Raw genomic sequence first — 26,523 nt, 5'->3', positions numbered from 1 at the left:
GTGTATATTGTTGATACTACATTACGGGATGGAGAACAACAGGCAGGGATTGCGTTAAACGTAGAGGAAAAAAGCAAAATTGCTACCCTGTTAGACTATATTGGTGTAAGACAGATAGAGGCTGGAACACCAGCGATTGGCGGTATTGAAGTAGAGAGCATAAAAAACATAGTTAATCTTGGACTAAAAAGCAAAATAGCTACATGGAACCGTATGAACATAAACGACATACAAGCATCTGTAGAGTGCGGAGTTGATATTATACATATATCAGTTCCTGCATCTGATTTGCATATTCAAGAGAAGCTAAAGAAAAACCGAACTTGGGTTAAAGAACAGATGAAAAAATGCATAGATTATGCTAGGAAAAAAGGTTTTGAAATCCATGTTGGCTTAGAGGATGCGTCTAGGGCTGATTTAGGTTTCTTATTAGAATTATGCATAATAGCTAAACAATTAGGTGCATCTAGGGTTAGATATGCTGATACCGTTGGAGTATTAACTACTAAAAAAGCCTATGAGGACATCTTTTATTTAAATCATCAAATAGATATTCCGCTTGCAATTCACACCCATAATGATTTTGGCATGGCAGTAGCTAACTCGTTAGCAAGTGTGCGTGCTGGTGTAAAGTATGTAGATTGTACAATTGGTGGTGTCGGAGAACGAACTGGCAACTGTAATTTACTACATCTGTTGCAAGCTTATGACATGCAAATGAAACATGATCGCAAAATCAAAGAAACCTTAAAACGGCTAGGTGATGTTCAAGATGAAATAATGAATATTTTTTACAACCGCAAACTTAGCTCCTCCAAGACTTTTTCCTTAGCTTGATTATAAGTGGAAAAAGTCTTTTTAGCTGTATAGACACATGAGTATACCTTCCAATATCCGCAATACAAATAATTCCGGCCTTTATTATTGATAAAACCAATTACGTCGTTCATAGGTATCCCAAGGAATACCCCAACTTCATGGGGGCATGCATTTTTGAAGCGTTGTTTTAATATATATATTATGTTATCAAGCGATGTCTGGGTCTTATAACCGTATGATTGTAAAAATTGCATAACATTTGAAGTGAAAATCGCTTGTTCTAATATTTGGCGGTTATAAAAAAGTACTAATGAGGATGAAGCACTTTTTTTCAATTCAATATAGGTAAGCTGATTATCGTTAATTAAAACATTTGTTTCTGACGCAAATTCATTCCATAATCTTAATGAGCTCCTGTTTTTGTCAGTAAAACTTAGTAACACTGAAGGTTTAGCCATTGCAGTAACAGGTGCTGCATGAAATTGAATGGTTGCTTGAAGATATTGTCTATCGTCTAAATGTGAACGTAATAATATGAAATCTTTAGTTAGATTATTCAATATCCATAGCCTCCAATACCGCAAAATTCATTGACATTACGTAGTTTTACTAAGATAATGATGAATAAGTAAAGATATCCATATAAATAAGTCGTTGAGAGGTGAAAGCAAGTTGATGCAAGAAAAAGAAAGCTCACTAACACCACCAGATTTATCACAAACAAAAGAACATGGCATGCAAATTGTATCCATTAAAGGTAAGCTGACTTATGGAACGACACAAGAAGCAAAAGTACGGCTAAAGAATTTATTCGATAACTCTGCTGACGGATATATCATCGATATGGCAGATGTAGAATACATAGATAGTACTGGTTTTGGTTTACTTATTAATTTTGCTAAACAAATTGCAAGTATTGATCGTAAAATGGCGCTTATAGTTACGAATGATTTTATCTATGATTTGTTCAAAATATCTAAATTTCACCTCGTTTTCCCAGTCGTTAAGACAAAAGAGGAAGGATTTAAGGTGTTGAAAGAACAAATTGATTTGCCATTACCATTGCGTGATTATTAATTTTTTGTTATTATGCACACCTAGCATAGTATTATTGCATGCTGGTGTGTTTCTTCTATAAATTGGAGGAACTATGCTATCAAATATTTTATTTGTTATATTTGCAGTCGTACATCTAATTACTAGGGAGTGGCCGTTTGGGACTGGGCTGCAACCAATTCTTGATGTGCTATTTATTGTAGTTACGTTTTTGTTAATTGCTAAATATTTAGGAGAAAATAAGGATTAAGATATTTTTATTGAAAACTTTGGGGTGAGCAGATTGTCTTTATTGAAAAAATTTATACCAGATTTATATGTAACGAATATTCATCAGATAAAACCAAAGGATTTAAAAAAACGTGGCATTGAAGGCGTGCTTACGGATCTTGACAATACATTAGTTAGATGGGATGAGCCAGCTACGACGCAAGAGGTTATACAGTGGTTCAAAGAGCTAAATGATGAAGGCATTAAGGTAGTTATAATATCAAATAATAACGAAATACGAGTTAAAGAATTTGCTGACCCAATGAATGTGTCATTTATTCATAAAGCTAGAAAGCCTTTGAAAAAAGGTTTTGTTACGGGTTTGAAGATGCTGCAATTGCCAGCAAACAAAACTGCTGTTATTGGTGACCAGGTTTTGACTGATGTTTTAGGTGGTAACCGTATGGGTATGTATACAATACTGGTCGACCCAATAGGTGAGAAGGAATTTTTAATGACGAAATTTAATCGACGGATTGAAAAGAGAATAGTTCGCCATTTATTTAAGAAGGGGTTAATATCATGGACTCGCTAACGGAGGCAAATATTAAATGCTATGGCTGTGGAGCTACATTACAATCCCAAACTGAAAATTTACCAGGGTATGTTCCTGAAAAGAAATTAAAAAATAATGAACAAAAAAAGCTTATTTGTAAGCGCTGCCATCGAATAAAGCATTATAACGAAATATTACAGGTAACATTAGATGAAACAAAGTTTATTAATATTTTAAGACAAGTTTCTAAAGATAGTTCAGCGGCAATCTTATATGTAATTGATATTTTTGACTTTGAGGGCTCATGGCTTAGTCAAGTACCTGAATACCTTGCGGAATTTCCAATATATGTAGTAATCAACAAAGCTGACGTATTACCAAGAGATATCAATGCAGAAAGAATCAGATTATGGGTAAGTGATGAATTAGTACAAAAAGGCTTGCAAGTAGAAAAGGTGTTTCTAGTAAGTGCATTAAAGCGTTGGGATTTAGACAATCTTGCTAATGCTGTATTGAAGCATTATGTTAATAAGAATATCTATGTTATTGGAGCAACAAATGTAGGGAAATCAACATTGCTAAATCGTCTAGTCCCCATATTAATAGGACAGGCCGAGCAAGTGAAAATGTTTGACATACCAGAGATCACTACTTCTGTATACTCTGGTACTACTGTAGAGACACTGAAAATTCCGTTGTCTAGTGAGTATGCGATTTATGATACTCCTGGAATTATAAAGCATGAGCGGTTGACGGAGCAAATATGCCCCAAATGCTTACAAGCTGTGATACCAGCCAAACGCATAAATCCAAGAATATATCAATTAAACAGTAAGCAAACGCTATTTCTTGGAGGTTTAGCTAGGTTTGATTACCTTGAAGGAGATAAACAACCATTTGTGTGTTATGTGTCTAATGAGCTTAATGTTCATAGAACAAAACTTGATAATGCTGACGATTTATATCAAACACATAACAAAGATTTACTAACACCGCCATGTGCTGATTGTGCGCAGGATTTTTCACTCAATAAAATTATTGAACTAGATATCCCTGTTTATCAGGAAATAGATGTTGTGATTGCAGGCTTAGGTTGGATTACACTTAAGGGCTATAAGTCAAAATTAAGATTATATGTACCAGAAGCTGCAGAGGTTAGAACGAGGACAGCACTTATATAAGTATTAGATGTGAATGGAGATAATAGCATGAGATTAGTTGGTTTATATGGGCATCCAGTAGGTCATAGTCTGTCACCTTTGATGCACAATTTTGCATTCAATAAATTGGGCTTGTCATTCCATTATCAAAGCTTTGATATCAAGCCAGAGCAGCTACAAAATGCTGTATTGGCTATAAGGGCATTAGATATGACAGGCGTTAATGTGACTATTCCGTATAAAGAATCTGTAATCCCTTACTTAGATGCTTTAGATGAATCAGCTAAGCTTATCGGTGCTGTGAATACTATTGTGAATGAAAATGGTATTCTTAAAGGATATAATACCGATGGATTAGGCTATGTCAAATCATTAGAGCAAGAACTACAAATACGAGTCGCTGACAAACGGGTGGCTATAATAGGTTCAGGAGGGGCTGCACGGGGTATTGTATACGCTTTAATTGTAAATGGATCTACAGATATCACTATCTTAGGAAGAAATGCAGCCAAAGCACAGAAAATAGCCAATGATTTAATAAATATTGGTAATATAAAAACAAGTCAACTCAATGAAGAAAATGATTTAAAAGACTTTGACATAGTTGTAAATACGACCCCAATTGGAATGCACCCAAACACTGAGCACACTCCAATTGCAGCTAGTCTTCTACATAGTGAACAAATTATAAGCGATATTGTATATAACCCATTAAACACAAAGCTCTTATTAGAAGCGCAAAAAGTAGGGTGTAGAATTCATAGAGGATTAGGTATGTTTATACACCAAGGTGCGTTAGCATTTGAGAAATGGACAGGCCAAGAGCCGCCAACTAAAGAAATGTACCAATTAGTACACAGTCATTTACAAAACAAGTCAAGTCAATAAATCAGGTAAAATCAATAAAAAATTATATGTTTTAAGATGGAGGATTTAGATATGCTTACTGGAAAACAAAAACGTCACTTACGCTCATTAGCAAACCCACTTGAACCAATTTTTCAAGTTGGAAAGGGTGGAGCTAATAGTAATCTTTATAAGAGTATCTCAGAGGCATTAGAGGCTCGCGAATTGATAAAAATTAGTGTGTTGAAAAATTGCTTAGAAGAAAAACAGCAGGTAGCAGAATATGTTGCAAAGCATACTGATTCAGAGATTGTGCAAATCATTGGTAGTACGATTATTTTGTATAAGGAATCTGCTGAGAAGAAAAAAATTGAATTGCCATAATAAAATTATTATCAATAAAAGGACGGTTTAATTTGTGAGGATAGGAATATATGGTGGGACGTTTGATCCCGTACATATTGGCCACTTAATATGCGCTGATTGGATTCGTAACGCGTTAAAACTTGATAAAATATTGTTTGTGCCTGCTAAAACTCCACCCCACAAACAGGGAAAGAGCATCACTGACCCTAGGCACCGTCTAAACATGCTTGCTTTAAGTATTAAAAGCAACCCGTATTTTGAGGTCTCTGATATAGAATTAGTATCACAAGAACCTGTATCTTATACATGGTACACGATTGAAAGGATTAAGCAGCAAAATCCAGATGCTAAATTATTTTTATTATTAGGTGCAGACACAATATATGACTTAGAGAACTGGAAGTACGTAGATAATATTATCAATAATAGTCAAATCGTAGGCTTTAATCGTGGTGGTGAAATAAGCCTTAAAGATGCAAAGTGTGTAAAATATAAGGACTCGATTGTATACGTTGATACACCTATAATAAGTTTATCGTCAACGACAATACGCAATCGGATTGCTAATGGAGAATCGGTCAATTATATAGTTACTTCTGAGGCGTGGCAATATATTAAGGAGAATCGTTTATATGGACATATGTAAAGAATGGATTACAGACGAAAAATGGGAACAGTTATTATCTGAGGTTTCCAAAGCATTATCTTTCCAACGATTTGAACACACTAAACGTGTAATTGTTGTTGCTAAAGACTTAGCAAAACACTATAACCAGTCAATTGAAAAAGTAATGCTGGCTGCATTGTTCCATGACTACGCCAAAGAACTTCCAAAGGAAAAAATGCGCAATATTCTCACAGACCACGGTAGAAAAGATATTTTAGCCATGGCACCAGCAATCTGGCATGCTCCAGTGGGTGCCTACTTAGTACAATCTTATCCCTTTGGTAAGGAAATATTTGACGCAGTTTGTTACCATACCACTGGTAGGAAAATGATGTCTGATATCGAAAAAATTATTTTCTTAGCTGACTACATAGAGCCAAGTCGTTCGTTCCCGGGTGTTGAAGAGGTACGTAATATGACCTGGAAAAACCTGGATGAAGCTATGTACCTAGCTTTAAACTTAAATATCGAAAAATTATTAAAAAAACACTTTTTAATCGCAGAAATTACTGTTGACGCACGAAATTATTTTTTAACTAAAAGGAGTGCAACATAAAATATGACAATACAAGCTAAAGAACAAAACTTACAAACCGTTGAAGTGATAACAAAATTATTAGATGAAAAAAAAGCCGAAGATATGGTGGTACTAAATATAGAAGGCCTATCTGTGATTGCGGACTACTTTATTGTCTGTACTGGTAGGTCAGTTACACAGGTGAAGTCATTAGCAGACCATGTTGAAGACACCCTGAAGCAAAAACATAATATTATGGCAAAGGGTATTGAGGGCACACAAGAGGGCAAATGGGTGCTGCTTGATTATGGCGATATAATTGTCCATGTATTCCGCCAAGAAGAACGTGAATTTTACAATTTAGAGCGTATCTGGGCAGATGCACGACAAATACCATTAGATAGCCTGTTAGAAGAAAAATAGGTAGTGTTTTATGGGTATATATCGAGAATTTGCTAATTTTTATGACTTTCTAATGAAGGATGCACCATATGAGCAGTGGTTGAAGGTGCTTGATAAGGCAATAGAAGAAAAGCCGTTAAGAATTGCAGATATAGGCTGTGGAACTGGAACACTTTGTATGAAGCTTGCGGCTAATGGGCATCAAATATGGGGCATAGATATTTCTGACGAGATGCTAACTATTGCTGAAGAAAAGCGATTGCAGCTTAGCTTGCCAATACGCAGAAGAGTTAATTATCTGCTTGAAGACATGACTCAGCTACAGCTACCAGAACCAATGGATATTTGCTACTCTTTTTGCGATAGTATGAACTATTTACCATCAATAGCCGATTTAGATGTGACCTTCAACAAGATATATAACAATCTAAAACCAGGTGGTTTATTTATTTTTGACCTATTAGCACTTGCGAAGATGGAACATCAATTACACGATTTGAAAAATTTTGAGGTAGCTGATGATGTAATTTGTATTTGGCATAATCATTTTGATAAACAATTATCTGAATTGCATTATGATGTAACGTTAATGACCAAAGAACAAAAGAATAAATACCTTCGTCATGATGAATATCATATCCAAAAAGGATATACTATCGAGGATGTAAGAGGCTTATTGAATAAAAACGGCTTTGAAATATCAATGGAGTTTGCAGATTTTAATTTAGAGAAAAATATAGAAGAGGCTACAGACAGATATTTTTGGGTTGTTAAAAAGGTAAGCCCTTGACAAAGCATATAGAAATTTCATATACTAACACTGATTTTAATCGAAATAAAAACAGTGACAGGGACTATTAGTTATATGTTTGACCAATAGAGAGCTAACGGTTGGTGGAAGTTAGTGGCGAAATATAATGAACTCACCCTTAAGTTATCTTTATGAGCATTTCAGGGTAGCATTTGCCTATGAAATGGTAGTATCGATCGTCTAAGCTGCGTTAAAGCTTTGAGTGAGCATACATGTTTTAAGGTTGCTAATTAGGGTGGTACCACGTGTGATAACCTCTCGTCCCTAGCTATATAGCTTGGGGTGAGAGGTTTTTGATTTTTTTACAATATTGTAGTTTGAGAACAAATATTTACTTATATTAGGAGGTAACTAATAAAATGCAATACAACCCAGCAGAAGTAGAAACTAAGTGGCAAAAGCAATGGGAAGATAAAGATATGTTTAAAACTGAGGATATAACGGACAAGCCAAATTTCTATTGTTTAGAGCAATTTCCATATCCATCAGGAAAGCTACATATGGGACATATGCGTGTATATTCAATCGGAGATGTAATTGCAAGATTTAAGCGCATGAAAGGCTATAATGTACTACACCCTATGGGTTGGGATGCATTTGGTATGCCTGCCGAAAATGCTGCTATCAAGAATAATTTACATCCTGCTAAATGGACCTTTGATAATATTGATTATATGAGAAGTCAACAGAAGAAATTAGGCGTAAGCTATGATTGGAGCCGCGAGGTTACAACCTGTGCTCCTGATTACTATAAATTTACACAATGGCTGTTTCTGCATTTTTATGATCAGGGTTTAGCTTATCGTAAGAAAGCTGCTGTTAATTGGTGTCCTGACTGTGTAACTGTACTTGCCAATGAGCAGGTAGAAAACGGTGGCTGCTGGAGATGTGGAACAGAGGTTGTTAAGAAGGAATTAGAACAATGGTTTTTCAAAATTACTGATTATGCAGAAAAGCTATTACAAGATTTAGATACCCTTGATGGCTGGCCTGAAAAAGTTAAAACAATGCAGCGTAACTGGATAGGTAAGAGTGAAGGTGCTGAAATCGTTTTCGGCTTACCAACAATTAACGAACAGGTTTCTGTTTTTACTACCCGTCCAGATACATTATTCGGTGTAACATATATGGTCTTAGCACCTGAACATCCATATGTGCAACAATTAGTAGCTGGAACTGATAAGGAACAGGAAATTTTCGAATTTGTTGAATCGATTCGCAAAAAATCAGAGATTGAACGTACTTCAGTAGATTCAGAAAAAATTGGGATATTTACAGGTCAATACGCTGTACACCCAATAACTAAGGAACAGGTACCGATATGGGTAGCAAACTATGTATTAATGGAATACGGTACAGGGGCTGTTATGGGTGTTCCGGGACATGACGAGCGCGATTTTCTGTTTGCAAAAAAATATAATCTGCCAATTGTACAAGTAATAGCTCCATATAACCCAGAGGAAGCTAATTATGATGAACAACAGCAATTAGTGGATGCTTATGTTGGTGAAGGAACATTAATCAATAGTGGTGACTTCAACGGGCAAAAAAACACACAAGCGATTAGGGAAATAGCTAGCTATTTAGAGAAACAAAATCTAGGCAAGGCGACAATATCTTACCGATTACGTGACTGGCTTGTATCGCGTCAAAGATATTGGGGGGCACCAATACCAATTGTGTATTGTGATGAATGTGGTATTGTACCAGTTCCTAATGAGAAGTTACCTGTTTTGTTACCTGATGATGTAAATTTATCGCAGGGAAGCAAATCTCCATTAGCAACATCAGATAGTTATCTAAATACAACATGTCCGACCTGCGGGAAAGCCGCAAAACGTGAAACTGATACGATGGATACGTTCATCTGTTCGTCTTGGTATTATTTACGCTATACTGATCCAAAAAATAAGGAATTACCGTTTGCATCTGATAAAGCAAATAACTGGCTACCAGTTAATGAATATATTGGTGGAATTGAGCACGCTGTCTTACATTTACTATACTCTAGGTTTTTCACAAAGGTATTATATGATTCAGGGTTAGTTAATTTTAAGGAGCCCTTCAACAGTTTATTAACTCAAGGTATGGTAATTAAAGAAGGGGCAAAAATGTCAAAGTCTAAGGGGAATGTCGTAAGCCCTGACGAGATAATTAGCAAATACGGTGCTGACACTGGAAGGCTATTTATATTATTTGCTGCTCCGCCAGACAGAGATTTAGATTGGAACGACCAAGGTGTGGAAGGCTGCCATAGATTTTTAAATCGTGTTTGGAGAATTGTCACTGAGAACAAGGAATTATTTAACGAGGACTTAGAGTACAATTTGGATTGTAAAGACAGCAAGGAATTGCATCGTACTATCCATGCGACGATAAAGAAGGTAACAGAAGATACGGGAGTTCGCTATAATTTTAATACGGCAATATCTTCAATAATGGAATTGGTAAATAAGATTAATCAATATCCTGAATCGGCTAACAAAGCTGTATTTAAAGAAGCTATTAGAAACTTAGTAGTAATGCTCGCGCCATTTGCGCCGCATATCACTGAAGAGCTGTGGGAAATGATTGGTCAGAAGGAAAGCGTTCACCTTGTTGTTTGGCCTGAGTACGATGAGACTGCACTCGTTTTAGATGAGGTAGAAATTGTAGCTCAGATAAATGGTAAAGTGAAAACAAAGCTTGTAGTAGCGACTAGTAGCACAAAGGAGGAAATAGAGCAGCTTGCTTTTGCTGATGAAAAAATTAAGGAATTAATAGAAGGTAAGCAGGTACGTAAAGTTATAGTTGTACCAGGAAAATTAATAAACATAGTTGTTAGTTAAATGTGACCTAAATATTATTTAAGGGGGCGCTACCAATGACAACGATCTCAGACCGACAAAAAATTCTTATAATAATCTTGTTTAGTGCAATATTAATTGCTAGTAGCTTTTATTTTTATAAAGCACATATCCAACAAACTGGAATTATTATAGAAATATCCGAGCAAAAAGATATTAATGACGGTGCGCAAGTAGAAAACGGGGATCGGGACATTGTTAGCGCCCCGATTTATGATGAAATATACGTACATGTTAAAGGGGCGGTTAAAAACCCTGGAGTTTATAAGTTAGATACCTCGAATAGGGTTGTTGATGCAGTTAACGCTGCAGGAGGTCCGCTGGCTGACGGCAATTTAGATTTAATAAATTTAGCAGCTAAACTTACTGATGGACAAGAGGTAATTGTCTACACCTCTGTAGAGGAGCAGCAAGCATGGAACACTTTAGCGAGTATAGCTAGTGCAAGTGATTCCAATAATGTAAATAGTATGGTGAACATAAATACGGCCACACAAGAACAATTACAAGTCCTACCAGGGATTGGTCCTAGCAGGGCAGAGGCAATTATAAGGTATCGTGAGCAACACGGAGCATTTCAATCTATAGAGTCAATTATTAATGTCAGTGGAATTGGACAGGTAACATTTGAAAACATTAAGGATAGCATTACGATTCAATAAGCTAGTAAGAAAACATAAACAGATAGAAAATAACATATTAAACATAGTAATATAATGTGAATTGTGGTATATTATATAAAATTTTATATCATCATTTTTAGGAGGAATAGTATGACTGACAAAAAATTACGTTTTGATACAGTGGCAGTGCGAGGCGGATATGATGCTGACCAGACTACAGGGGCTTGTGCGGTACCTATATACCAAACATCTTCATATGTTTTTCGTGATACAGAGCATGCAGCTAACTTATTTGCATTAAAGGAAATGGGGAATATATACACACGTATTATGAACCCGACTCAAGATGTGTTTGAGAAAAGAATTACTGAATTAGAAGGTGGAATTGGCGCTTTAGCAACATCGTCAGGTCAGGCTGCTATTACATATGCAATTCTAAACATTGCTAGCTCAGGAGATGAGATAGTTGCAGCTAGCAGTCTATATGGAGGAACATATAATTTGTTCTCAGTAACATTGCCAAAACTTGGTGTTAAAGTTAATTTTGTAGATCCTGCAGACCCTAATAACTTTAAACAAGCAATCAATGACAAAACTAAGGCTGTTTTTGCAGAGGTTATAGGTAATCCTAAAATTGATATATTAGACATTGAGGCAGTTGCTAAGGTGGCCCATGATGCTGGTGTTCCTTTAATAATTGATAATACATTTGGTACGCCTTACCTAATTAAGCCATTTGACTTTGGCGCTGATATTGTTGTGCATTCAGCCACAAAATTTATTGGTGGACACGGAACCTCAATTGGCGGAGTAATTGTAGATTCTGGGAAGTTCAATTGGGATAATGGAAGATTTCCAGGGCTGACAGAGCCTGATACAAGCTATCATGGTGTATCTTATACAAGGGATGTCGGACCTGCAGCGTATATTATTAAAGCGCGCGTTCAATTGTTAAGAGATATGGGCTCTTGTATATCTCCATTCAATTCATTTCTAATGATACAAGGCTTAGAGACTTTACATTTACGCATGCAACGCCATAGTGAAAACGCCCAAAAAATTGCAGAATTCCTTCAAGGGCATGATTGTGTAAGCTGGGTTAATTATCCAGGACTAAAGGATAACATTAACTATGATAAAGCCCAAAAATACCTACCTAAGGGACAGGGTGCGATTCTAACATTCGGGATAAAAGGTGGAACTGAAGCAGCCACTAAATTTATAGACTCGTTAAAATTATTCTTACTATTAGCAAACGTAGGAGATGCAAAATCATTAGTTATCCACCCTGCATCAACTACACATCAGCAACTAACTAAGGAACAGCAAGAGTCTACTGGTGTTACAGAGGATATGATTAGACTGTCAGTTGGAATAGAGGATGCAGCTGATTTAATCGAAGACCTAGAACAAGCTTTTGCAAATAGTAAGTAGCAAGTATTCAGTAATCAGTAATCAGGTATAGAATATTAATATGCAGTATAATGCCATTTTTTCTTGAAATAATTGGCTGAATTGCATAAGATATATGCGTGAAGGGGTATAATGTTTTATTGTTATACCAGTCGAAAATATAACCAACCACTAGGAGGTTACTATCATGTCAGTTATAAGTGTAGTCGGGAAAGAAAATTTAGAGGCAGAAGTTAATTCAGGTGTTTCGATTGTAGATTTTTATGCTGATTGGTGCGGTCCTTGCAAGATGCTTACACCTGTATTAGAAGAATTAGCTACAGACTTAGCTGGAAAGGCGAAGGTTGTAAAGGTGAACGTTGACCAAAACCAAGAGCTTGCTGCTGAATTCAAAATTCAAGGTGTTCCTACCATCGTTATTATGAAAGATGGAGAAGTTGTTGAACGTGCTGTAGGCTTTCAACCAAAGGCGGGTTTGGTTGATTTAGTAAATAAAAATCTGTAAAACAGATAAAAATAAGATTAATATGTCTTGATTATGTATTAATTTACAGGAAATGAGAGGGCGATAGCGAATTTATCCCTATACTGTTCTACGGGGGTAGGTTATGCGTCGTCCTCTTTTTTGGTTATTAATAGCATTCTTAATTGGCTTGCTACTTTCTTTATTGTTAAAATTAAATAAACAGGCTTCTATGTTAATTATGGATTCTATCGTAATTATAGTACTTTTCGTTATCGTTTCTCTTTTAGCAATTATAATCTTAGTTTTTAGGAGTAATAATTCAACCTGGAGTTTAAGCTACACTTTTATATTACTAATGTGTGTAAGTTTAATTACAGGAACTATTTATGGACTTACTAGGATAGAGTCAATAGGGATAGAAAGACAAATCAAAGACCGAGAAATAGTTAGTGTTGTTGGCGTTGTCAATTCGGTATGGCACACACCTAGCTACAAAGGGTTGCTACTAAAGTCTGAAGATGATTTATACGTACAGCTTCGAATATATCACGATGAACATATGAACGATGAACATAAAGATGATGAAATTATTTACATAATACCAGGTATGGTAATAGATGCTACGGGTCAATACCGTGCGCCTTCCCTTAAAAGAAACCCAGGTGGGTTTGATGAACAACGTTATTTTTGGCTACAAGGATGGGATGGTAAGCTAATTACAGAATACAATCAAATTGAAGTTATAGGCACCCATGAAGGTGTTCAATACAAGCTGCGAGGGTTTGTATATAATACTAAGGTATACTATCAAAACATTATCAATAGCTATATGGAAAATCGGGAATTTGCTATAGTAAATGCATTGGTGCTAGGAGATCGTGGTTATATAGATTTTGATACTAGAGACCAAATACGCAATTTAGGCCTTGCCCATTTGTTTGCATTATCAGGTCTACATGTTGGAATCATCATCGTTGTCATGATTTTCTTTGCTGACCGTCTACTATTTATAACGAGGGAAAGGGCATATGTGATTCTACTAGTATTGCTACCTGTGTACGCTATATTAACAGGTGCAAGTCCGTCTGTAGTAAGGGCGGTTATTATGGCAATGCTTATGCTTATCGCTTTATTGATAAACAAGAAGGGCGATGTCTACACAAATCTGATTTTAGCTGCATTTGTAATTATATTATTTGAACCTAAACTGCTGCTAGCTGCAGGATTTCAACTTACCTTTATAATCACAGCAGGTATTGTATTGTTTATGCCAATTATTGATTATATGCTTAGAAAAGCTCACCTTTCATGGCCGTGGTTGCGTAACTTTGTTGCTATTACAATATCAGCACAGATATTAGCTTTTCCGTTACTAGTATACTATTTTCAGGAGTTTGCCTGGTCTGTTTTTATATCGCAGTTTTTTATATTACCAATCATTAGCTTCCTAATATTACCGGCTGGTATAATGTTATTAATGTTCGGATGGATTCATCCAGCGCTAACTGTTATTCCAGGGTATATATTAAAGCATAGTGCAAGCTTGATGCTAAGTATAACCGACGGCTTTGAATTTGCTACAAGGTTTGTAAGTAGCTTTCCTGAAATATCAATCTGGTGGGTATTGATTTATTTTGCAGGTACAGTTTTTATGGGATATTTGCTGTATTATAAACGTTATCATGTAAAAGCTATCGTAATAAATTCATTGTTCTTAATAGTAGTTATTGCATATGTGTTTTTTCCTAAGCTACCTACAGGTGAATTACATATTACGCTAATAGATGTAGGTCAAGGGGATGCCATACATATAGAAACACCTAAGGGTAAGCATATTCTGATTGACGGTGGTGGGATCCCAGGTAGTAATTACGATATAGGAAAACATGTAGTTTTACCTTATTTAAATGCTATTGGAGTGCGCCATCTTGATATCGTTTTCTTGAGTCATGCTGATTATGACCATATTCAAGGTCTGTTTGCTGTTTTAGTAGAACACTCTGTTGGCAGTTTAATCTATGGCTATGATGACCCAAGGCCAATATTTCAAGAACTAAAGCAATTAGCTGAACGTTCTGGTGTAGAACTGTATCAAGTAACAGAAGGTGATAAAATCATTGTTGATGATATTGTATTTGAGATTCTATACCCTAAAATAAATAAATCGGTATTGAGTTCACCTAATGAGACTTCCATGGTAAAATTATTAACATACTATGACGTAAAGGTGTTGTTCACTGGCGACATTGAAGCCGAAACAGAGATGTTGCTTTACGACACTCTGTACGATTTGCAAGTAGATATTCTTAAAGTAGCACATCATGGTAGCCGAACATCTAGTACAGAACTGTTTTTGCAACAGGTAAGCCCAGAATATGCAGCAATAAGTGTGGGGAAATATAACCGCTTTGGTCACCCGAATCAACAGGTTTTAGATAATTTACATAACATAGGAGCAGAGATATATCGTACAGATGAACAAGGTGCTATACACTTTCAAGTCAGTCAGAACGATGTAATTGTAAATACGATGCTTGAATAAGGAGGTAGTTTCAGGTATGAATGAAGAACTAGCCATGAAGCGTGTTTTTGAAGATGCAAAGACAGTCGCAGTTGTCGGTTTATCTGTAAGTGAAGATCGTCCAAGCTATATGGTAGCAAAATACTTGCAAAATAGGGGCTTTACTATAATCCCGGTTAATCCTAAGGCAACGGAAATATTAGGAGAAAAATGCTATGGTAGCCTGGCAGAAATTGATATACCTATTGATATAGTTACTATTTTTAGAAGAAGTGACTATGTTTTACCTATTGTTGAAGAAGCTATTGAAAAAGGAGTTAAAGCAATTTGGATGCAGTTTGGTGTAGTAAACGAACAAGCATATCAAACAGCAAAAAATGCAGGGGTAGAAGTATTTATGGATAAATGTATAAAGATAGATTATCATAGGACGACGACACAAATTAGATAAAAAATTAGTAATAGATAAATTTATAGTAGGAGATTCATATGTCAAATATATATTTATTACATGGTAGTGAAGAAGTTTTAATGAACGAGTGGGTATCTAGGGTGATTACTAAATATCTTCCTGACGGAAAAGAGGATTTGAATTATTCAGTCTTTGACTTAGACGAGACACCAATTCAAAATGTTATTCAACAGGCAGAAACTATTCCGTTTATTGGTGAGAAAAGGGTAATCGTTGCAGGCTCAGCAGATTTTTTTGGTTCTGGTTCTGGAAAGCAATCGCATGATTTAGAAGGGCTTTTGAAATTTATAGATAATCCACCTGATTTCTCTACTGTCATATTAAAAACGAATTTAGATAAGCTAGACAAAAGAAAAAAAATAACCAAACAACTGGAAAAAAACAAAGCAATTATTTCTTTTGAAAAACTTCAAGGCAAGCTACTTGAAGATTGGGTTACTAAAAAATTAGAATCAATGGGCTGTAGCATTGAACAAGAAGCTTTAAACAAGCTAGTTCTGTCAACGGGTTCAAATATTACTATCTTATCTAAGGAAATAGAAAAACTATGTTTATATATTGGACAGGGTAAAATTACAGCCGAGCATGTTATTCTACTTGTGCCTCGTTCATTGGAACAAAATTTATTTTCATTTGTTGACAAACTTGCAAAACGTGACATTGAACAGGGTTTACAGATAATTTATGATTTATTAAAAAATAAAGAGTCGCCAATATTAATCCTGTTTTTCATAACGAAAAAATTTAGAACGATGTTACTAGCTAAGGAATTAGCTGATAAGGGTTATTCACCGCAGCAAATCGCCAGCCAAGTGGGTCAACATCCATACGCTGTAAAGATTAGTCTAGAGCAAGCACGGGCCTTTAGCTACACACAAATTAGAAAGATTATTATCTCTTTAGCACAGGCAGATGAACAAATTAAAACAGGTAAATTAACTGATGTCCTTGCTTTAGAGAAATTTGTTCTTACATTATCTAATTAAAGCAAACTAACCTAACTGATAAGAAAAATAAAAACGACCTATGTAAGGTCGTTTTCTTATGCTTGAGCTAGTTTATTTAAACGATTAGCTAAGCGCGATTTTTTACGAGCTGCTAAATTTTTATGAATAATTCCCTTTGATACAGCCTTATCAAGGGTTTTTGTAGCTTGTAATAACTCCTGTTGAGCTAATTCAAGATTAGTATCATTTACTGCTGTTTCGAACTTCTTAATGGCAGTTTTAAGCTTTGATTTAATAACTACATTACGTTCATGTTTTCTAGCTGTAACGCTAATACGTTTCTTTGCCGATTTAATATTTGCCATCTAACTTCACCTCCCTAGACAGTATGTACTGTCACACTTACAAACATAACACAAAGTATTTTATCATGTAATAATAAAAATGACAAGAAAATTTTATCCGTATCTCTGTGTATGTGAATAATGCATAAAATTAGTTTAGATTAAAAGAATAACAGAATAAAAGAAAGAAATCAATTTCATTAGAAGGTGAGGAATAAGTATGCCACATAAAGGTTACCACGATATTAACACAGTTAATGTACCATTTTTCTCAACTGACTTAGCTGTTGAAGCACATGAGCATATTAGTCAAAACCAGCAAATCCCAGGTGTGGACAAGGAAGTAGAAGAAATCGACAAAGTAAAAGTGGAACGAGTATTTGTAAGGGATATACAGGGGGCACAGGCTATAAATAAAGCCCCAGGGAACTATGTAACTATTTATGCACCAGGCCTACGTACGAAAGATACACCACTAAGAAAAGCTGTATCAAAAATTTTTGCTAAAGAATTCTCTAAATATATCGAAGGTCTTAATGATAATGCTAGCGTCTTAGTGGTTGGTTTAGGAAATGCTAATGCAACACCAGACGCTATTGGTCCTGCGGTAACTGATAATTTACTAATATCTAGGCATTTCTTTCAAGTCATGCCTGATAAAGTAGAGCAAGGATTTCGTCCAATCAGCGCGATTTCACCAGGAGTCATGGGTCAGACTGGAATCGAAACAGGAGATATAATTTTAGGAGTAATCCAACAAATAAAACCAGATGTTGTTGTAGTTGTTGATGCCCTAGCTTCAAGAAGCATTGAAAGAATCAATACAACTATACAAATTGCCGATTCGGGCATTAACCCAGGGGCTGGTGTCGGTAACAACCGAAAAGTTTTAAACCAAGAGACTTTAGGGATACCAGTAATAGCCGTGGGGGTTCCTACGGTAGTAGATGCAGTGACGATAGTTCATGATGCAATGGAATTCGTGGCTGCCCACATAACAGAAAAGGGTGCGATGCCCATGCCGACTGGAATAACAAACATGGCAACAAAGAATATGATACGTCAGCAAGCCATGGAGCAGGTCCAAGAAAATAATAATCAACAACATAATACAGCAGCAGCTAATCAAACTAGCATGAATAATCAAAATTTGAATCAAACAATTAACACTGAATATGAATCTTTAACAGAAGATCAGAAAAAACAGCTTATTCAACAAGTATTAAAAGCAGAAGGTCATCAGTTTATGGTTACACCAAAAGAAATTGATACATATATAGAAGAAATGGCCCATATTATAGCAGGCGGGTTAAATGCTGCGTTACATCCGAAGATTGGGATTGAAGATGCAGCTATGTATACACACTAAAATTAAAAATAATTTTTGTCATTTTGTCATATCTAGGCATTCGTATTCATACAGTATGTAATAGGACAACCCTATGGGAGGATACGAATGCCTATTAATCGTCGTAAATTTCGTACTGTAATGCTGAATCTATCAAGTTCTCAACGCAAGAAAACATTTATTACGTTTGTATTAAGTGCAATGTTTCTAGTAATAATATTAAGTTTAACTATATCTAGTGTGGAAAGCTTGACAAGTAGTACAGATGATAAGTCCCGTGTTGAGCAGTTAGTTAATAAAGTAAGTGTCGCTACCTATAAAAATGTTCTTCAAAGTGAAATAAAAGCCTTACCAGCTACAAATCATGTAGCAACTTTTTATGGTACGGGATATGAGTTAGATTCATTTTTTGCTAAGTTGTTTACGGGTATTGAAATGAGAAATCTACAAAGCATTCTGTATCAAGAAATACCTGGTTTTAGTATAATGGCCGCAGAATTAATTGGAGATAGAAGTCAGCTAGATATTTATGCTCCACCAGTAGAAATAGCTCCACGCGACTATCTTTTTTCAAATGATGACCTCATACAGGATGGACGCAATCAAGACCAAAGCGGGCTGGAGCAACCAGATAATCAACTTAATCAAAAGCCTTTAGATAAAGAACCTGACTCCGATAAAAAACCAATTAATATAGATGATAGACCACCAATATTAATTTATCACACACATAATCGCGAAGCATATCTTCCAGAGCTAGATGGAGTGAACAGGGCGAACGAGGCTTTTCATGCATCTAATAATATTACACTGGTAGGCAAGCATTTAGCTGAGGAACTTAATAAGCTTGGGATACCAACTATTCATTCTTCTAGAGATTATTGGGTTGAACTACCCCATGGAGCCTACTCAAAATCATATGTTTATTCAAAGGACGAGGTTGAATCTATACTTGCAGAGAACGAAAATATACCATTTATCTTTGATATTCATAGAGACTCAGCGCCCCGGTCACGAACTACAGTCGAGCATAACGGGGAGACTTATGCAGCAGTCTGGTTTATAATCGGGCAACTAAATCCTACATGGCAATTTAATTACCAGTTTGCAGCAAAAATAGAAGGAATGATAGAAGATAGAGTGCCCAGTATATCTAGGGGTATTTGGGCAAAGAAAGCAGGCCAGTATAATCAAGATTTATCTCCGAATAATGTTTTGATTGAAATTGGTGGCGTAGACAATACATTAGAAGAAGCAAAGCGAACAGCCAAGGTGTTAGCAGACATTATTGCTGAGTTATATTTAGAAGAAATACAATAGCTAATATAGTAATGTATAAAAAAACTAGATTTGCTAATAATAATACTAGAGTAGTAAAAAATCTAACTGTATATATTCTAACTATATCTATATAGAAGGATTAAAAATGAGGGGATTTACATGCAATCTATTAAAAATTTAAAAAGTTATTTTGAACAGGTATTAATAATTTCCTTGCTTTTGTTTTTAATGGCATCATTTATATCCCTTGGTTTTTATGTTGTAGAAAAAAGCATGTATGATTTGATGGGAATATATGAAAACCCAAGCGTCGTGTATATCTCACAAACTGAGTACTTAGAGACTACTATAGACAGCAATATAAATCAGCAAAAACAATTTGCGGACGTAGAAGCTATTAGTAATCAAGAGCAGTTAACAACGAATGCAGTTGATAGCAATAATCCAGCAGGCATTAACAACCTTGCAATTGTTTTAGACAGTAAAATAGAGAAAAAAGCGCAGTCTGGAATTATATGGACAATAGATAAACTAGCTTTCGGATTAGAGTTTATTGCTGATTTGTTATCTAAAGCCTTACAAGCATAATGAAATAGTATACTTAAGATATTGTAGTGTTTTAAAAACATTGCAGTCCTCCTAATGAATTGTTATAATGAGCTTTAGCGCATTTTCGATTAGGAGGGTATTAGTAAATGAGTGATCATATGGATAAACAGAGCCGTATTAGAAATTTCTCAATTATTGCTCATATAGATCATGGAAAGTCTACGTTAGCAGATCGGATTCTTGAGTTTACGGGAGCTTTAACATCACGTGAGATGCAGGATCAGGTTTTAGATAAAATGGATTTAGAGCGAGAACGTGGAATAACCATTAAATTACAAGCAGTACGACTAAATTACAAAGCAAAAGATGGACAAGAATATACGTTGCATCTTATTGATACTCCTGGACACGTGGATTTTACCTACGAGGTTTCGAGAAGCCTAGCTGCATGCGAAGGAGCATTGCTTATTATTGATGCAGCGCAAGGTATTGAAGCACAAACGCTAGCTAACGTTTACCTAGCGCTTGAAAATGATTTAGAGATTCTTCCAGTGGTGAATAAAATTGACTTACCTAGCGCCGAGCCAGAAAGAGTAAAGCAAGAAGTTGAGGACGTTATTGGTCTAGACACCAGTGAAGCTGTTTTAGCGTCTGCTAAAGAGGGAATAGGAATCGAAGATATTTTAGAACAAGTAGTAAAAAAGGTACCAGCTCCAAGTGGCAGTGTCTCAGAGCCATTACAAGCATTAATATTTGACTCTCATTTTGATCCTTATAGAGGAGTTATTGTTTATACAAGGGTTGTTAATGGATGTATAAAGCCGGGTATGAGGATTCGTATGATGGCAACAGAGAAGGAATTTGAAGTGCTTGAATTGGGTACATTTTCACCTAATCCAATAAAGGTGGATGAGCTTAATGTCGGTGAAGTAGGGTTTGTAATAGCAAGTATAAGAAATGTTAAAGATACCCGTGTTGGTGACACTATCACTGAAGCTAAGCGTCCGGCATCTTCAGCGTTACCAGGATACAGAAAAGTTAACCCGATGGTTTTCTGTGGTATGTATCCAGTAGATAATACTGAATATGAGGACTTAAGGGAAGCCCTAGAGAAGTTAGAACTGAATGATGCTTCGTTAAAATACGAGCCAGAGACATCAAGTGCATTAGGTTTTGGTTTTCGTTGCGGGTTTCTAGGTTTATTACACATGGAGATTATTCAAGAACGTATAGAGCGTGAATTTGACATAACATTAATTACAACGGCTCCAAGTGTTGTCTACCACACCTATCTCAATGACTCAGAACAAACCCTAGTGAGAATCGATAATCCAACAAAAATGCCACCACAAGATAAACTAGACCGGATTGAAGAGCCATATGTTAAGGCTAGTATTATGGTACCAAACGAATATGTCGGTTCCGTTATGGAGATTTGTCAAAACAAACGTGGCGAATATAAAGATATGAAATATTTAGATGTAACCCGTGTTAATATCACGTACGAAATTCCATTATCGGAAATAGTTTACGATTTCTTTGATCAACTGAAATCACATACGAAAGGCTATGCGTCCTTTGACTATGAACTTATTGGCTATAAGCCGTCGAAGCTTGTGAAAATGGATATCTTACTGAATGGTGAAGAAGTTGACGCATTCTCACTAATTGTCCACCGTGATAAAGCATATTACCGTGGTCGAGCGCTTGTTGAAAAGCTTAGAGGTATCATACCAAGACAAATGTTCGAGGTCCCTATACAGGCAGCCATTGGTCAAAAAATTATCGCACGTGAAACAATTAGAGCTATGCGTAAAAATGTACTGGCTAAATGTTATGGTGGAGATATCAGTCGTAAAAGAAAGCTGATCGAGAAGCAAAAAGAGGGTAAGAAACGCATGAAGCAAGTAGGAAGCGTTGAAGTCCCACAGGAAGCGTTTATGGCAGTATTGCAAATGGACGATTCAAATAAAAAATAATGAACTAACTTCAGGTTTTCCCTGGAGTTTTTTCTATTCATTTTTCTGTTAAGAAAGAGGAGTTTTTATGAAATTATCTGATATCGCTTTATATATTCATATACCATACTGTGTGCAGAAGTGCTACTATTGCGATTTTGCTTCTTACGCTAATTCAGAGGCTACAATAGATGTGTATATCGAAGCTTTAGAAAATGAGTTAATAGAATTAACAAAGGTTGCACCTGAGATATCGGCTAGAACTATCTTTATCGGTGGTGGCACACCTACTGTATTAAATGCTAACCAGCTTCAACGACTATTTAAGATTCTATATAAATATATAAACCTAGAGCATGCTATTGAATTCACCATAGAAGCAAACCCAGGAACAATAACTGTAGACAAGCTAGCAGTTTTAAAAAGCAATAAAATAAATCGTATAAGCTTAGGGGTGCAATCATTTCAAGAGCAAGAGCTACAAGCACTTGGCAGAATTCATAACGTCAATACAGTATATGAAACAATAGCTTTGCTGAAAGCAAACGGCTTTAACAACATAAACCTAGATTTGATGTATGGTTTACCACATCAAACTATTGAAAGCTGGATGAATACTTTAAAAGCAGCTATATCTTTAAAGCCTACCCATATATCGATGTACAATCTTAAAATAGAAGAACATACAAGTTTTTATCAACAGTACGACAGAGGCACTTTGCTTTTGCCTGATGAAGATGAGGTAATTTCTATGTACCAATTAGGTAGAGATACCTTATCTAATAATGGATATTTACATTATGAAATTAGTAATTTTAGTAAAGACAACTATCAAAGCGAGCATAATTTAGTCTACTGGAACAATCATAACTATTTAGGCTTAGGCAGCTCAGCCTGGAGTAATATTGCTAATATTAGATATCATAACCCATTACCAATAGCTAAGTATATAGACTTATATAAGAGTAAACGAGCTAATACTAAGAAAAAAATAAGCTGGCACAACTATTTAATGGCTAAACAAGATGTACAAATAAATAGCCTGCAAAACCAAATAGAAGATCATATTATGCTTGGTTTGAGAAAAGTAGAAGGCATTTCAGTTGATGATTTTAATAAACGTTTCTATACAGATTTTGATGAGTTGTATTGCAAGCAGTTAAAGATATTGATTCATAAGCAACTTTTAGAGAAGTCGAACAGTAAATATAGATTAACAAATAAGGGTTTATTGCTTGCTAATGAAGCTATAGAAGCATTCTTTAAGTAGGGTAGGGAGTCCTAAGATGTATTGATGATAATTATTTTCAAAACTATGATAATTATTATCAAAAACCTATTGACTTATAGTTTTTTTAGCATTATACTAGGCAATAGCTACATAATAATGATAATTATTATCAAAAGAAACAATGTGGCAAAATACATCTTAAGGGGAGAAAAAAATTGAAAAAAGCAGTTAAAGTATTATTTATTTCAATGCTAGCTTTATCACTTCTGTTAGTGGGTTGTGGCGGCAATAATAACACACAAACGCCAGCACCAACTCCAGATCCAGCGCCTAGCAATGGGGAAGCTGTTGAGCAAGTACAATTAGAAGATCAAATAGTGGTATATTCAAGTCGTAATGAAAGATTTGTGCAAGATTTATTAGATAAATTTACTGCAGACACTGGTGTTGAAGTGGTAGCACTTCATGGTGCTAGTGAGCTTCAACTTATGGAAGAGCGTAACAATGTTCGTGCTGACATCTTTATTTCTAACGACTTAGGAGCTTTAGGTTACTTACACATGCAAGATGTATTACAAGGTTCAAATCCAGCAGGAATTGAATCAATCCCTGCAGAATTCCGTGCCGATGATAACGCATACTTTGCTGTTTCTCTTAGATCTCGTGGTTTTATCTATAACAAAGACATGATTACAGCTGAAGAAATGCCTAAGAGCATTGAAGATTTATTTGACCCTAAGTGGGCAGATTTAGAGGGTGGTTATGCTATTACTCGTGGTGGTAATGGTGGTATGATTGGGAACGTATCAGCTCTTCGTTACCAGTGGGGCGATGAAAAAACTGCTGAATGGATTCAGGCTATTAGTGCAAACGCAGAAGGAATTTACCAAGGTCACGGTGATATCCGTAGAGCTGTAGGTGCTGGTGAGCACACATTTGGTTTAGTTAACAACTATTACTTCCATCAACAATTAGTAGAGCCTACTAACAACAATGTTGGATTCATTTACCTTGATCAAGCAGAAGGGCAAATGGGTGTAGTTGCAAACGCTGCAGGTGTGGGACTAGTTAAAGGTGGACCGAACCCGAACGCTGCTAATGCATTCTTAGAGTGGTTATTACTTCCAGAGAACCAAGTGCAATTTGTTGGTGAATCATTAGAGCTTTTAATCAACTCTCACTACGGTGCTGTATATCCACCAGAAGTACAACCGTATATCGTTGACTCTAGTGAGTTAAAAATTCAAGATATGCCAATTAAGGAATTAGGTAACTTCTTTGAAGATACAAGAAAATTAATTGAAGATTCAGGTTTACACTTAGACCTAAGATAGTTATAATCTAAAGTAGTGAAAAAGAGAATTATTATTAAGATAAAAATGATTTAAAATATATTCTCATACAGCTTTGGGAGATGGCATAATGAATAACGATAATGAAAATCAAACACAATCGAATAGTACAAGTGCCGAGGTTGGGGAAAAAAGTTCCCCAACCATTCTCTATTTCTTTAGAAGGAAATGGTTGAAAATATGGAGGGGGAATCCTCCAGGTGGAGTGCTCCTTTCTTTCGGTGCAATTATAGCAGTAATCATGTCAATACCAATCATTTATGTTGTGTGGCGTTCTTTATTTGCAGGCGTTGATAGATGGATGCGTTTACTGGATGAAAGAATTCCGATGCTTTTATGGAATACAATTTCACTTACAGTTGCAGTAACGATTTGTGCAGTAATTATTGGCGTTTCACTTGCATGGATTGTCACGCGCACAGATATCCCTGGGAAAAAGCTCTGGCAATGGTTATTAGCTTTACCACTTGTTATACCACCATATGTTGGAGCAGTAACATATATTATTGTCTTTGGTAGAAGTGGCTGGGCACGTGATTTTTGGCGCGATACACCATGGTTAGTTGAAACCTTTGGGCCTTATCCGATAAACATTTTTTCATTCTGGGGAGTTTTTTTTGTTTTAACGATGTTTACGTACCCCTATGTATATTTAATAGCAAGTGCTGCACTAAGAAAGATGAATCAGAATTTTGAAGAAGCCGCCCGCTCCTTAGGGATGAGCGCATGGCAGATATTTTGGAAGGTAAATCTACCGTTCCTTCGTCCTGCTATCGGTGCTGGTGCAATACTAGTGTCGCTCTACGTGCTATCTGATTTTGGTGCTATTGCTATGCTGCGTTATGTGACGTTTACGGCAGCTATTTATTTCCAAAGAGCTAGCTTTGATACTGCATCAGCATCTGTATTGAGCTTAGTTTTAATAGCGTTAACAGTTATTATTCTATGGATTGAATCTCGTACTCGTAGGAAGAATAAATACTACCAAACGTCAAATACCTATCGAAAACCAGCAACCTTAAAGCTTGGCAAGTGGAAGCCAGTTGCACTTATTTATACTAGTTTGGTATTTTTTGCTTCCGTATTGTTACCAATTAGTGTTCTGGTATATTGGTCAAATATAGGGTTGCGTATGGGCGCTCTTGATAGTCGTTTCTTCGGTTTTGTTCTCAATAGTTTACAGGTATCTGGTTTAGCAGCATTATTATGTATGATATTAGCTATGCCAATTATCTATTTAAAAACGCGCTATCCATCTTTAATCACAAGTATAATAGATAGATTATGCTATGCTGGCTATGCCCTTCCAGGAGTAATCGTTGCCTTAGGATTTATATTTATTTTTAATAATCATATACCGATGCTTTATGGAACATTTTATGTAGTGGCGCTTGCCTTTGTAGTTAGATTTTTACCGCAAGCAATGCAGTCTGGTGAAGCTTCATTAAGTCTGATATCACCAAGAATTGATGAAGCAGCACGAAGTCTTGGTTATCCACCTTGGAAGGTAATGTTTAAGGTAATACTGCCGAATATGTTGCCAGGGGTATTAGCGGGTGGTGCATTGGTGTTTGTAAGTTCAATAAAGGAGCTTCCAGCAACATTGATGTTACGTCCGCCGGGATTTGACACACTAGCTGTGCGAATTTACTTTGAGGCATCTGAGGCAATCTATCATTTAGCAGCACCAGCGGCATTGTTAATTATAATAGTATCAATAATTCCATTGCGTTATATGCTACGCAAATACTAGAGGGTGAGC

General features: G+C 35.9%; 27 protein-coding genes and 1 other annotated feature. Of the genes, 25 read left to right on the top strand and 2 right to left on the bottom strand.

The window, feature by feature from the left end:
• On the top strand, positions 1-837 hold the full coding sequence (locus tag BHF68_RS11295; protein ID WP_218070357.1) for a hydroxymethylglutaryl-CoA lyase-like TIM-barrel protein: 837 nt from the start codon (positions 1-3) through the stop codon (positions 835-837).
• On the opposite strand, the gene BHF68_RS11290 is transcribed toward BHF68_RS11295, so the two are convergent.
• Positions 792-1,379: a DUF3793 family protein gene (locus BHF68_RS11290; RefSeq protein WP_069643768.1), complete on the bottom strand. Its 588-nt coding sequence runs from the start codon at positions 1,377-1,379 to the stop codon at positions 792-794. The two genes, BHF68_RS11295 and BHF68_RS11290, sit on opposite strands and share 46 nt — an antisense overlap.
• Before the next feature lie 115 nt (positions 1,380-1,494).
• On the opposite strand from BHF68_RS11290, the gene BHF68_RS11285 reads away from it, so the two are divergent.
• The 17 genes from BHF68_RS11285 (at position 1,495) to holA (ending at position 16,737) form a co-directional block, all read left to right on the top strand.
• Entirely contained in the window at positions 1,495-1,896 is a 402-nt protein-coding gene (locus BHF68_RS11285; protein ID WP_069643767.1) for an STAS domain-containing protein, read from the top strand.
• Between the two features lie 73 nt (positions 1,897-1,969).
• Positions 1,970-2,125, top strand: coding sequence for a hypothetical protein (locus BHF68_RS15395; protein ID WP_176719928.1), 156 nt, complete (start codon positions 1,970-1,972; stop codon positions 2,123-2,125).
• Between the two features lie 42 nt (positions 2,126-2,167).
• The gene (locus BHF68_RS11280; RefSeq protein ID WP_069643877.1) at positions 2,168-2,680 is read left to right on the top strand and encodes a YqeG family HAD IIIA-type phosphatase; all 513 of its coding nucleotides are present in this window, start codon (positions 2,168-2,170) and stop codon (positions 2,678-2,680) included.
• Complete coding sequence (gene yqeH / locus BHF68_RS11275) at positions 2,668-3,822, top strand: ribosome biogenesis GTPase YqeH (protein ID WP_069643766.1); 1,155 nt, start codon at positions 2,668-2,670, stop codon at positions 3,820-3,822. Before BHF68_RS11280 ends, yqeH begins: the two co-directional genes overlap by 13 nt.
• 27 nt (positions 3,823-3,849) lie before the next feature.
• Positions 3,850-4,689, top strand: a complete 840-nt coding sequence (locus BHF68_RS11270; protein ID WP_069643765.1) for a shikimate dehydrogenase — start codon at positions 3,850-3,852, stop codon at positions 4,687-4,689.
• Positions 4,690-4,740: 51 nt separating this feature from the next.
• A complete protein-coding gene (yhbY, locus tag BHF68_RS11265; protein ID WP_069643764.1) occupies positions 4,741-5,031 on the top strand; it encodes a ribosome assembly RNA-binding protein YhbY in 291 nt (96 codons plus the stop codon).
• A gap of 34 nt (positions 5,032-5,065) precedes the next feature.
• Positions 5,066-5,659 (top strand): nicotinate-nucleotide adenylyltransferase, encoded by a 594-nt coding sequence (gene nadD / locus BHF68_RS11260; protein ID WP_069643763.1) that lies wholly within the window; start codon positions 5,066-5,068, stop codon positions 5,657-5,659.
• A complete protein-coding gene (yqeK, locus tag BHF68_RS11255) occupies positions 5,646-6,236 on the top strand; it encodes a bis(5'-nucleosyl)-tetraphosphatase (symmetrical) YqeK (RefSeq protein WP_069643762.1) in 591 nt (196 codons plus the stop codon). The genes nadD and yqeK overlap by 14 nt, the downstream gene beginning before the upstream one ends.
• 3 nt (positions 6,237-6,239) lie before the next feature.
• Positions 6,240-6,620, top strand: a complete 381-nt coding sequence (gene rsfS / locus BHF68_RS11250; RefSeq protein WP_069643761.1) for a ribosome silencing factor — start codon at positions 6,240-6,242, stop codon at positions 6,618-6,620.
• 10 nt (positions 6,621-6,630) lie between these two features.
• Entirely contained in the window at positions 6,631-7,389 is a 759-nt protein-coding gene (locus BHF68_RS11245) for a class I SAM-dependent DNA methyltransferase (protein WP_069643760.1), read from the top strand.
• A 45-nt stretch (positions 7,390-7,434) separates the two neighbouring features.
• Positions 7,435-7,679: a binding site (T-box leader), on the top strand.
• Positions 7,680-7,769: 90 nt separating this feature from the next.
• Positions 7,770-10,238 (top strand): leucine--tRNA ligase, encoded by a 2,469-nt coding sequence (leuS, locus tag BHF68_RS11240; RefSeq protein WP_069643759.1) that lies wholly within the window; start codon positions 7,770-7,772, stop codon positions 10,236-10,238.
• Positions 10,239-10,273: 35 nt separating this feature from the next.
• Positions 10,274-10,918 (top strand): helix-hairpin-helix domain-containing protein, encoded by a 645-nt coding sequence (locus tag BHF68_RS11235; RefSeq protein WP_069643758.1) that lies wholly within the window; start codon positions 10,274-10,276, stop codon positions 10,916-10,918.
• Between the two features lie 111 nt (positions 10,919-11,029).
• Positions 11,030-12,313 carry a homocysteine synthase gene (locus BHF68_RS11230; RefSeq protein ID WP_069643757.1) on the top strand — a complete coding sequence of 428 codons (1,284 nt, stop codon included), beginning with the start codon at positions 11,030-11,032 and terminating at the stop codon, positions 12,311-12,313.
• 166 nt (positions 12,314-12,479) lie between these two features.
• Positions 12,480-12,797 carry a thioredoxin gene (gene trxA / locus BHF68_RS11225; RefSeq protein ID WP_069643756.1) on the top strand — a complete coding sequence of 106 codons (318 nt, stop codon included), beginning with the start codon at positions 12,480-12,482 and terminating at the stop codon, positions 12,795-12,797.
• 103 nt (positions 12,798-12,900) lie between these two features.
• Complete coding sequence (locus BHF68_RS11220) at positions 12,901-15,300, top strand: DNA internalization-related competence protein ComEC/Rec2 (protein WP_069643755.1); 2,400 nt, start codon at positions 12,901-12,903, stop codon at positions 15,298-15,300.
• Between the two features lie 16 nt (positions 15,301-15,316).
• Positions 15,317-15,730, top strand: a complete 414-nt coding sequence (locus tag BHF68_RS11215) for a CoA-binding protein (RefSeq protein ID WP_069643754.1) — start codon at positions 15,317-15,319, stop codon at positions 15,728-15,730.
• A gap of 38 nt (positions 15,731-15,768) precedes the next feature.
• A complete protein-coding gene (gene holA, locus BHF68_RS11210) occupies positions 15,769-16,737 on the top strand; it encodes a DNA polymerase III subunit delta (protein ID WP_084019390.1) in 969 nt (322 codons plus the stop codon).
• A 56-nt stretch (positions 16,738-16,793) separates the two neighbouring features.
• Here the strand turns inward: holA and rpsT are convergent, their stop codons facing one another.
• Positions 16,794-17,063 (bottom strand): 30S ribosomal protein S20, encoded by a 270-nt coding sequence (gene rpsT, locus BHF68_RS11205; RefSeq protein WP_069643753.1) that lies wholly within the window; start codon positions 17,061-17,063, stop codon positions 16,794-16,796.
• A gap of 199 nt (positions 17,064-17,262) precedes the next feature.
• Between rpsT and gpr the strand changes: the two genes are divergently transcribed.
• The 7 genes from gpr (at position 17,263) to BHF68_RS11170 (ending at position 26,514) form a co-directional block, all read left to right on the top strand.
• Entirely contained in the window at positions 17,263-18,411 is a 1,149-nt protein-coding gene (gpr, locus tag BHF68_RS11200) for a GPR endopeptidase (protein ID WP_069643752.1), read from the top strand.
• Positions 18,412-18,498: 87 nt separating this feature from the next.
• The gene (gene spoIIP, locus BHF68_RS11195; protein WP_069643751.1) at positions 18,499-19,710 is read left to right on the top strand and encodes a stage II sporulation protein P; all 1,212 of its coding nucleotides are present in this window, start codon (positions 18,499-18,501) and stop codon (positions 19,708-19,710) included.
• Between the two features lie 120 nt (positions 19,711-19,830).
• Positions 19,831-20,259: a hypothetical protein gene (locus BHF68_RS11190; RefSeq protein WP_069643750.1), complete on the top strand. Its 429-nt coding sequence runs from the start codon at positions 19,831-19,833 to the stop codon at positions 20,257-20,259.
• A gap of 107 nt (positions 20,260-20,366) precedes the next feature.
• Positions 20,367-22,199, top strand: a complete 1,833-nt coding sequence (lepA, locus tag BHF68_RS11185) for a translation elongation factor 4 (RefSeq protein WP_069643749.1) — start codon at positions 20,367-20,369, stop codon at positions 22,197-22,199.
• Between the two features lie 67 nt (positions 22,200-22,266).
• Positions 22,267-23,448: a radical SAM family heme chaperone HemW gene (gene hemW / locus BHF68_RS11180; RefSeq protein ID WP_069643748.1), complete on the top strand. Its 1,182-nt coding sequence runs from the start codon at positions 22,267-22,269 to the stop codon at positions 23,446-23,448.
• A gap of 176 nt (positions 23,449-23,624) precedes the next feature.
• Positions 23,625-24,743, top strand: coding sequence for an extracellular solute-binding protein (locus BHF68_RS11175; protein WP_069643747.1), 1,119 nt, complete (start codon positions 23,625-23,627; stop codon positions 24,741-24,743).
• A gap of 88 nt (positions 24,744-24,831) precedes the next feature.
• The gene (locus BHF68_RS11170) at positions 24,832-26,514 is read left to right on the top strand and encodes an ABC transporter permease (protein WP_069643746.1); all 1,683 of its coding nucleotides are present in this window, start codon (positions 24,832-24,834) and stop codon (positions 26,512-26,514) included.
• Positions 26,515-26,523: the final 9 nt, after the last annotated feature.

The organism is Desulfuribacillus alkaliarsenatis, from assembly GCF_001730225.1.
Lineage (GTDB): Bacteria > Bacillota > Bacilli > Desulfuribacillales > Desulfuribacillaceae > Desulfuribacillus > Desulfuribacillus alkaliarsenatis.
Note: the sequence above shows the minus strand (reverse complement) of the source record. Positions and strands in the feature narration are given on the sequence as shown.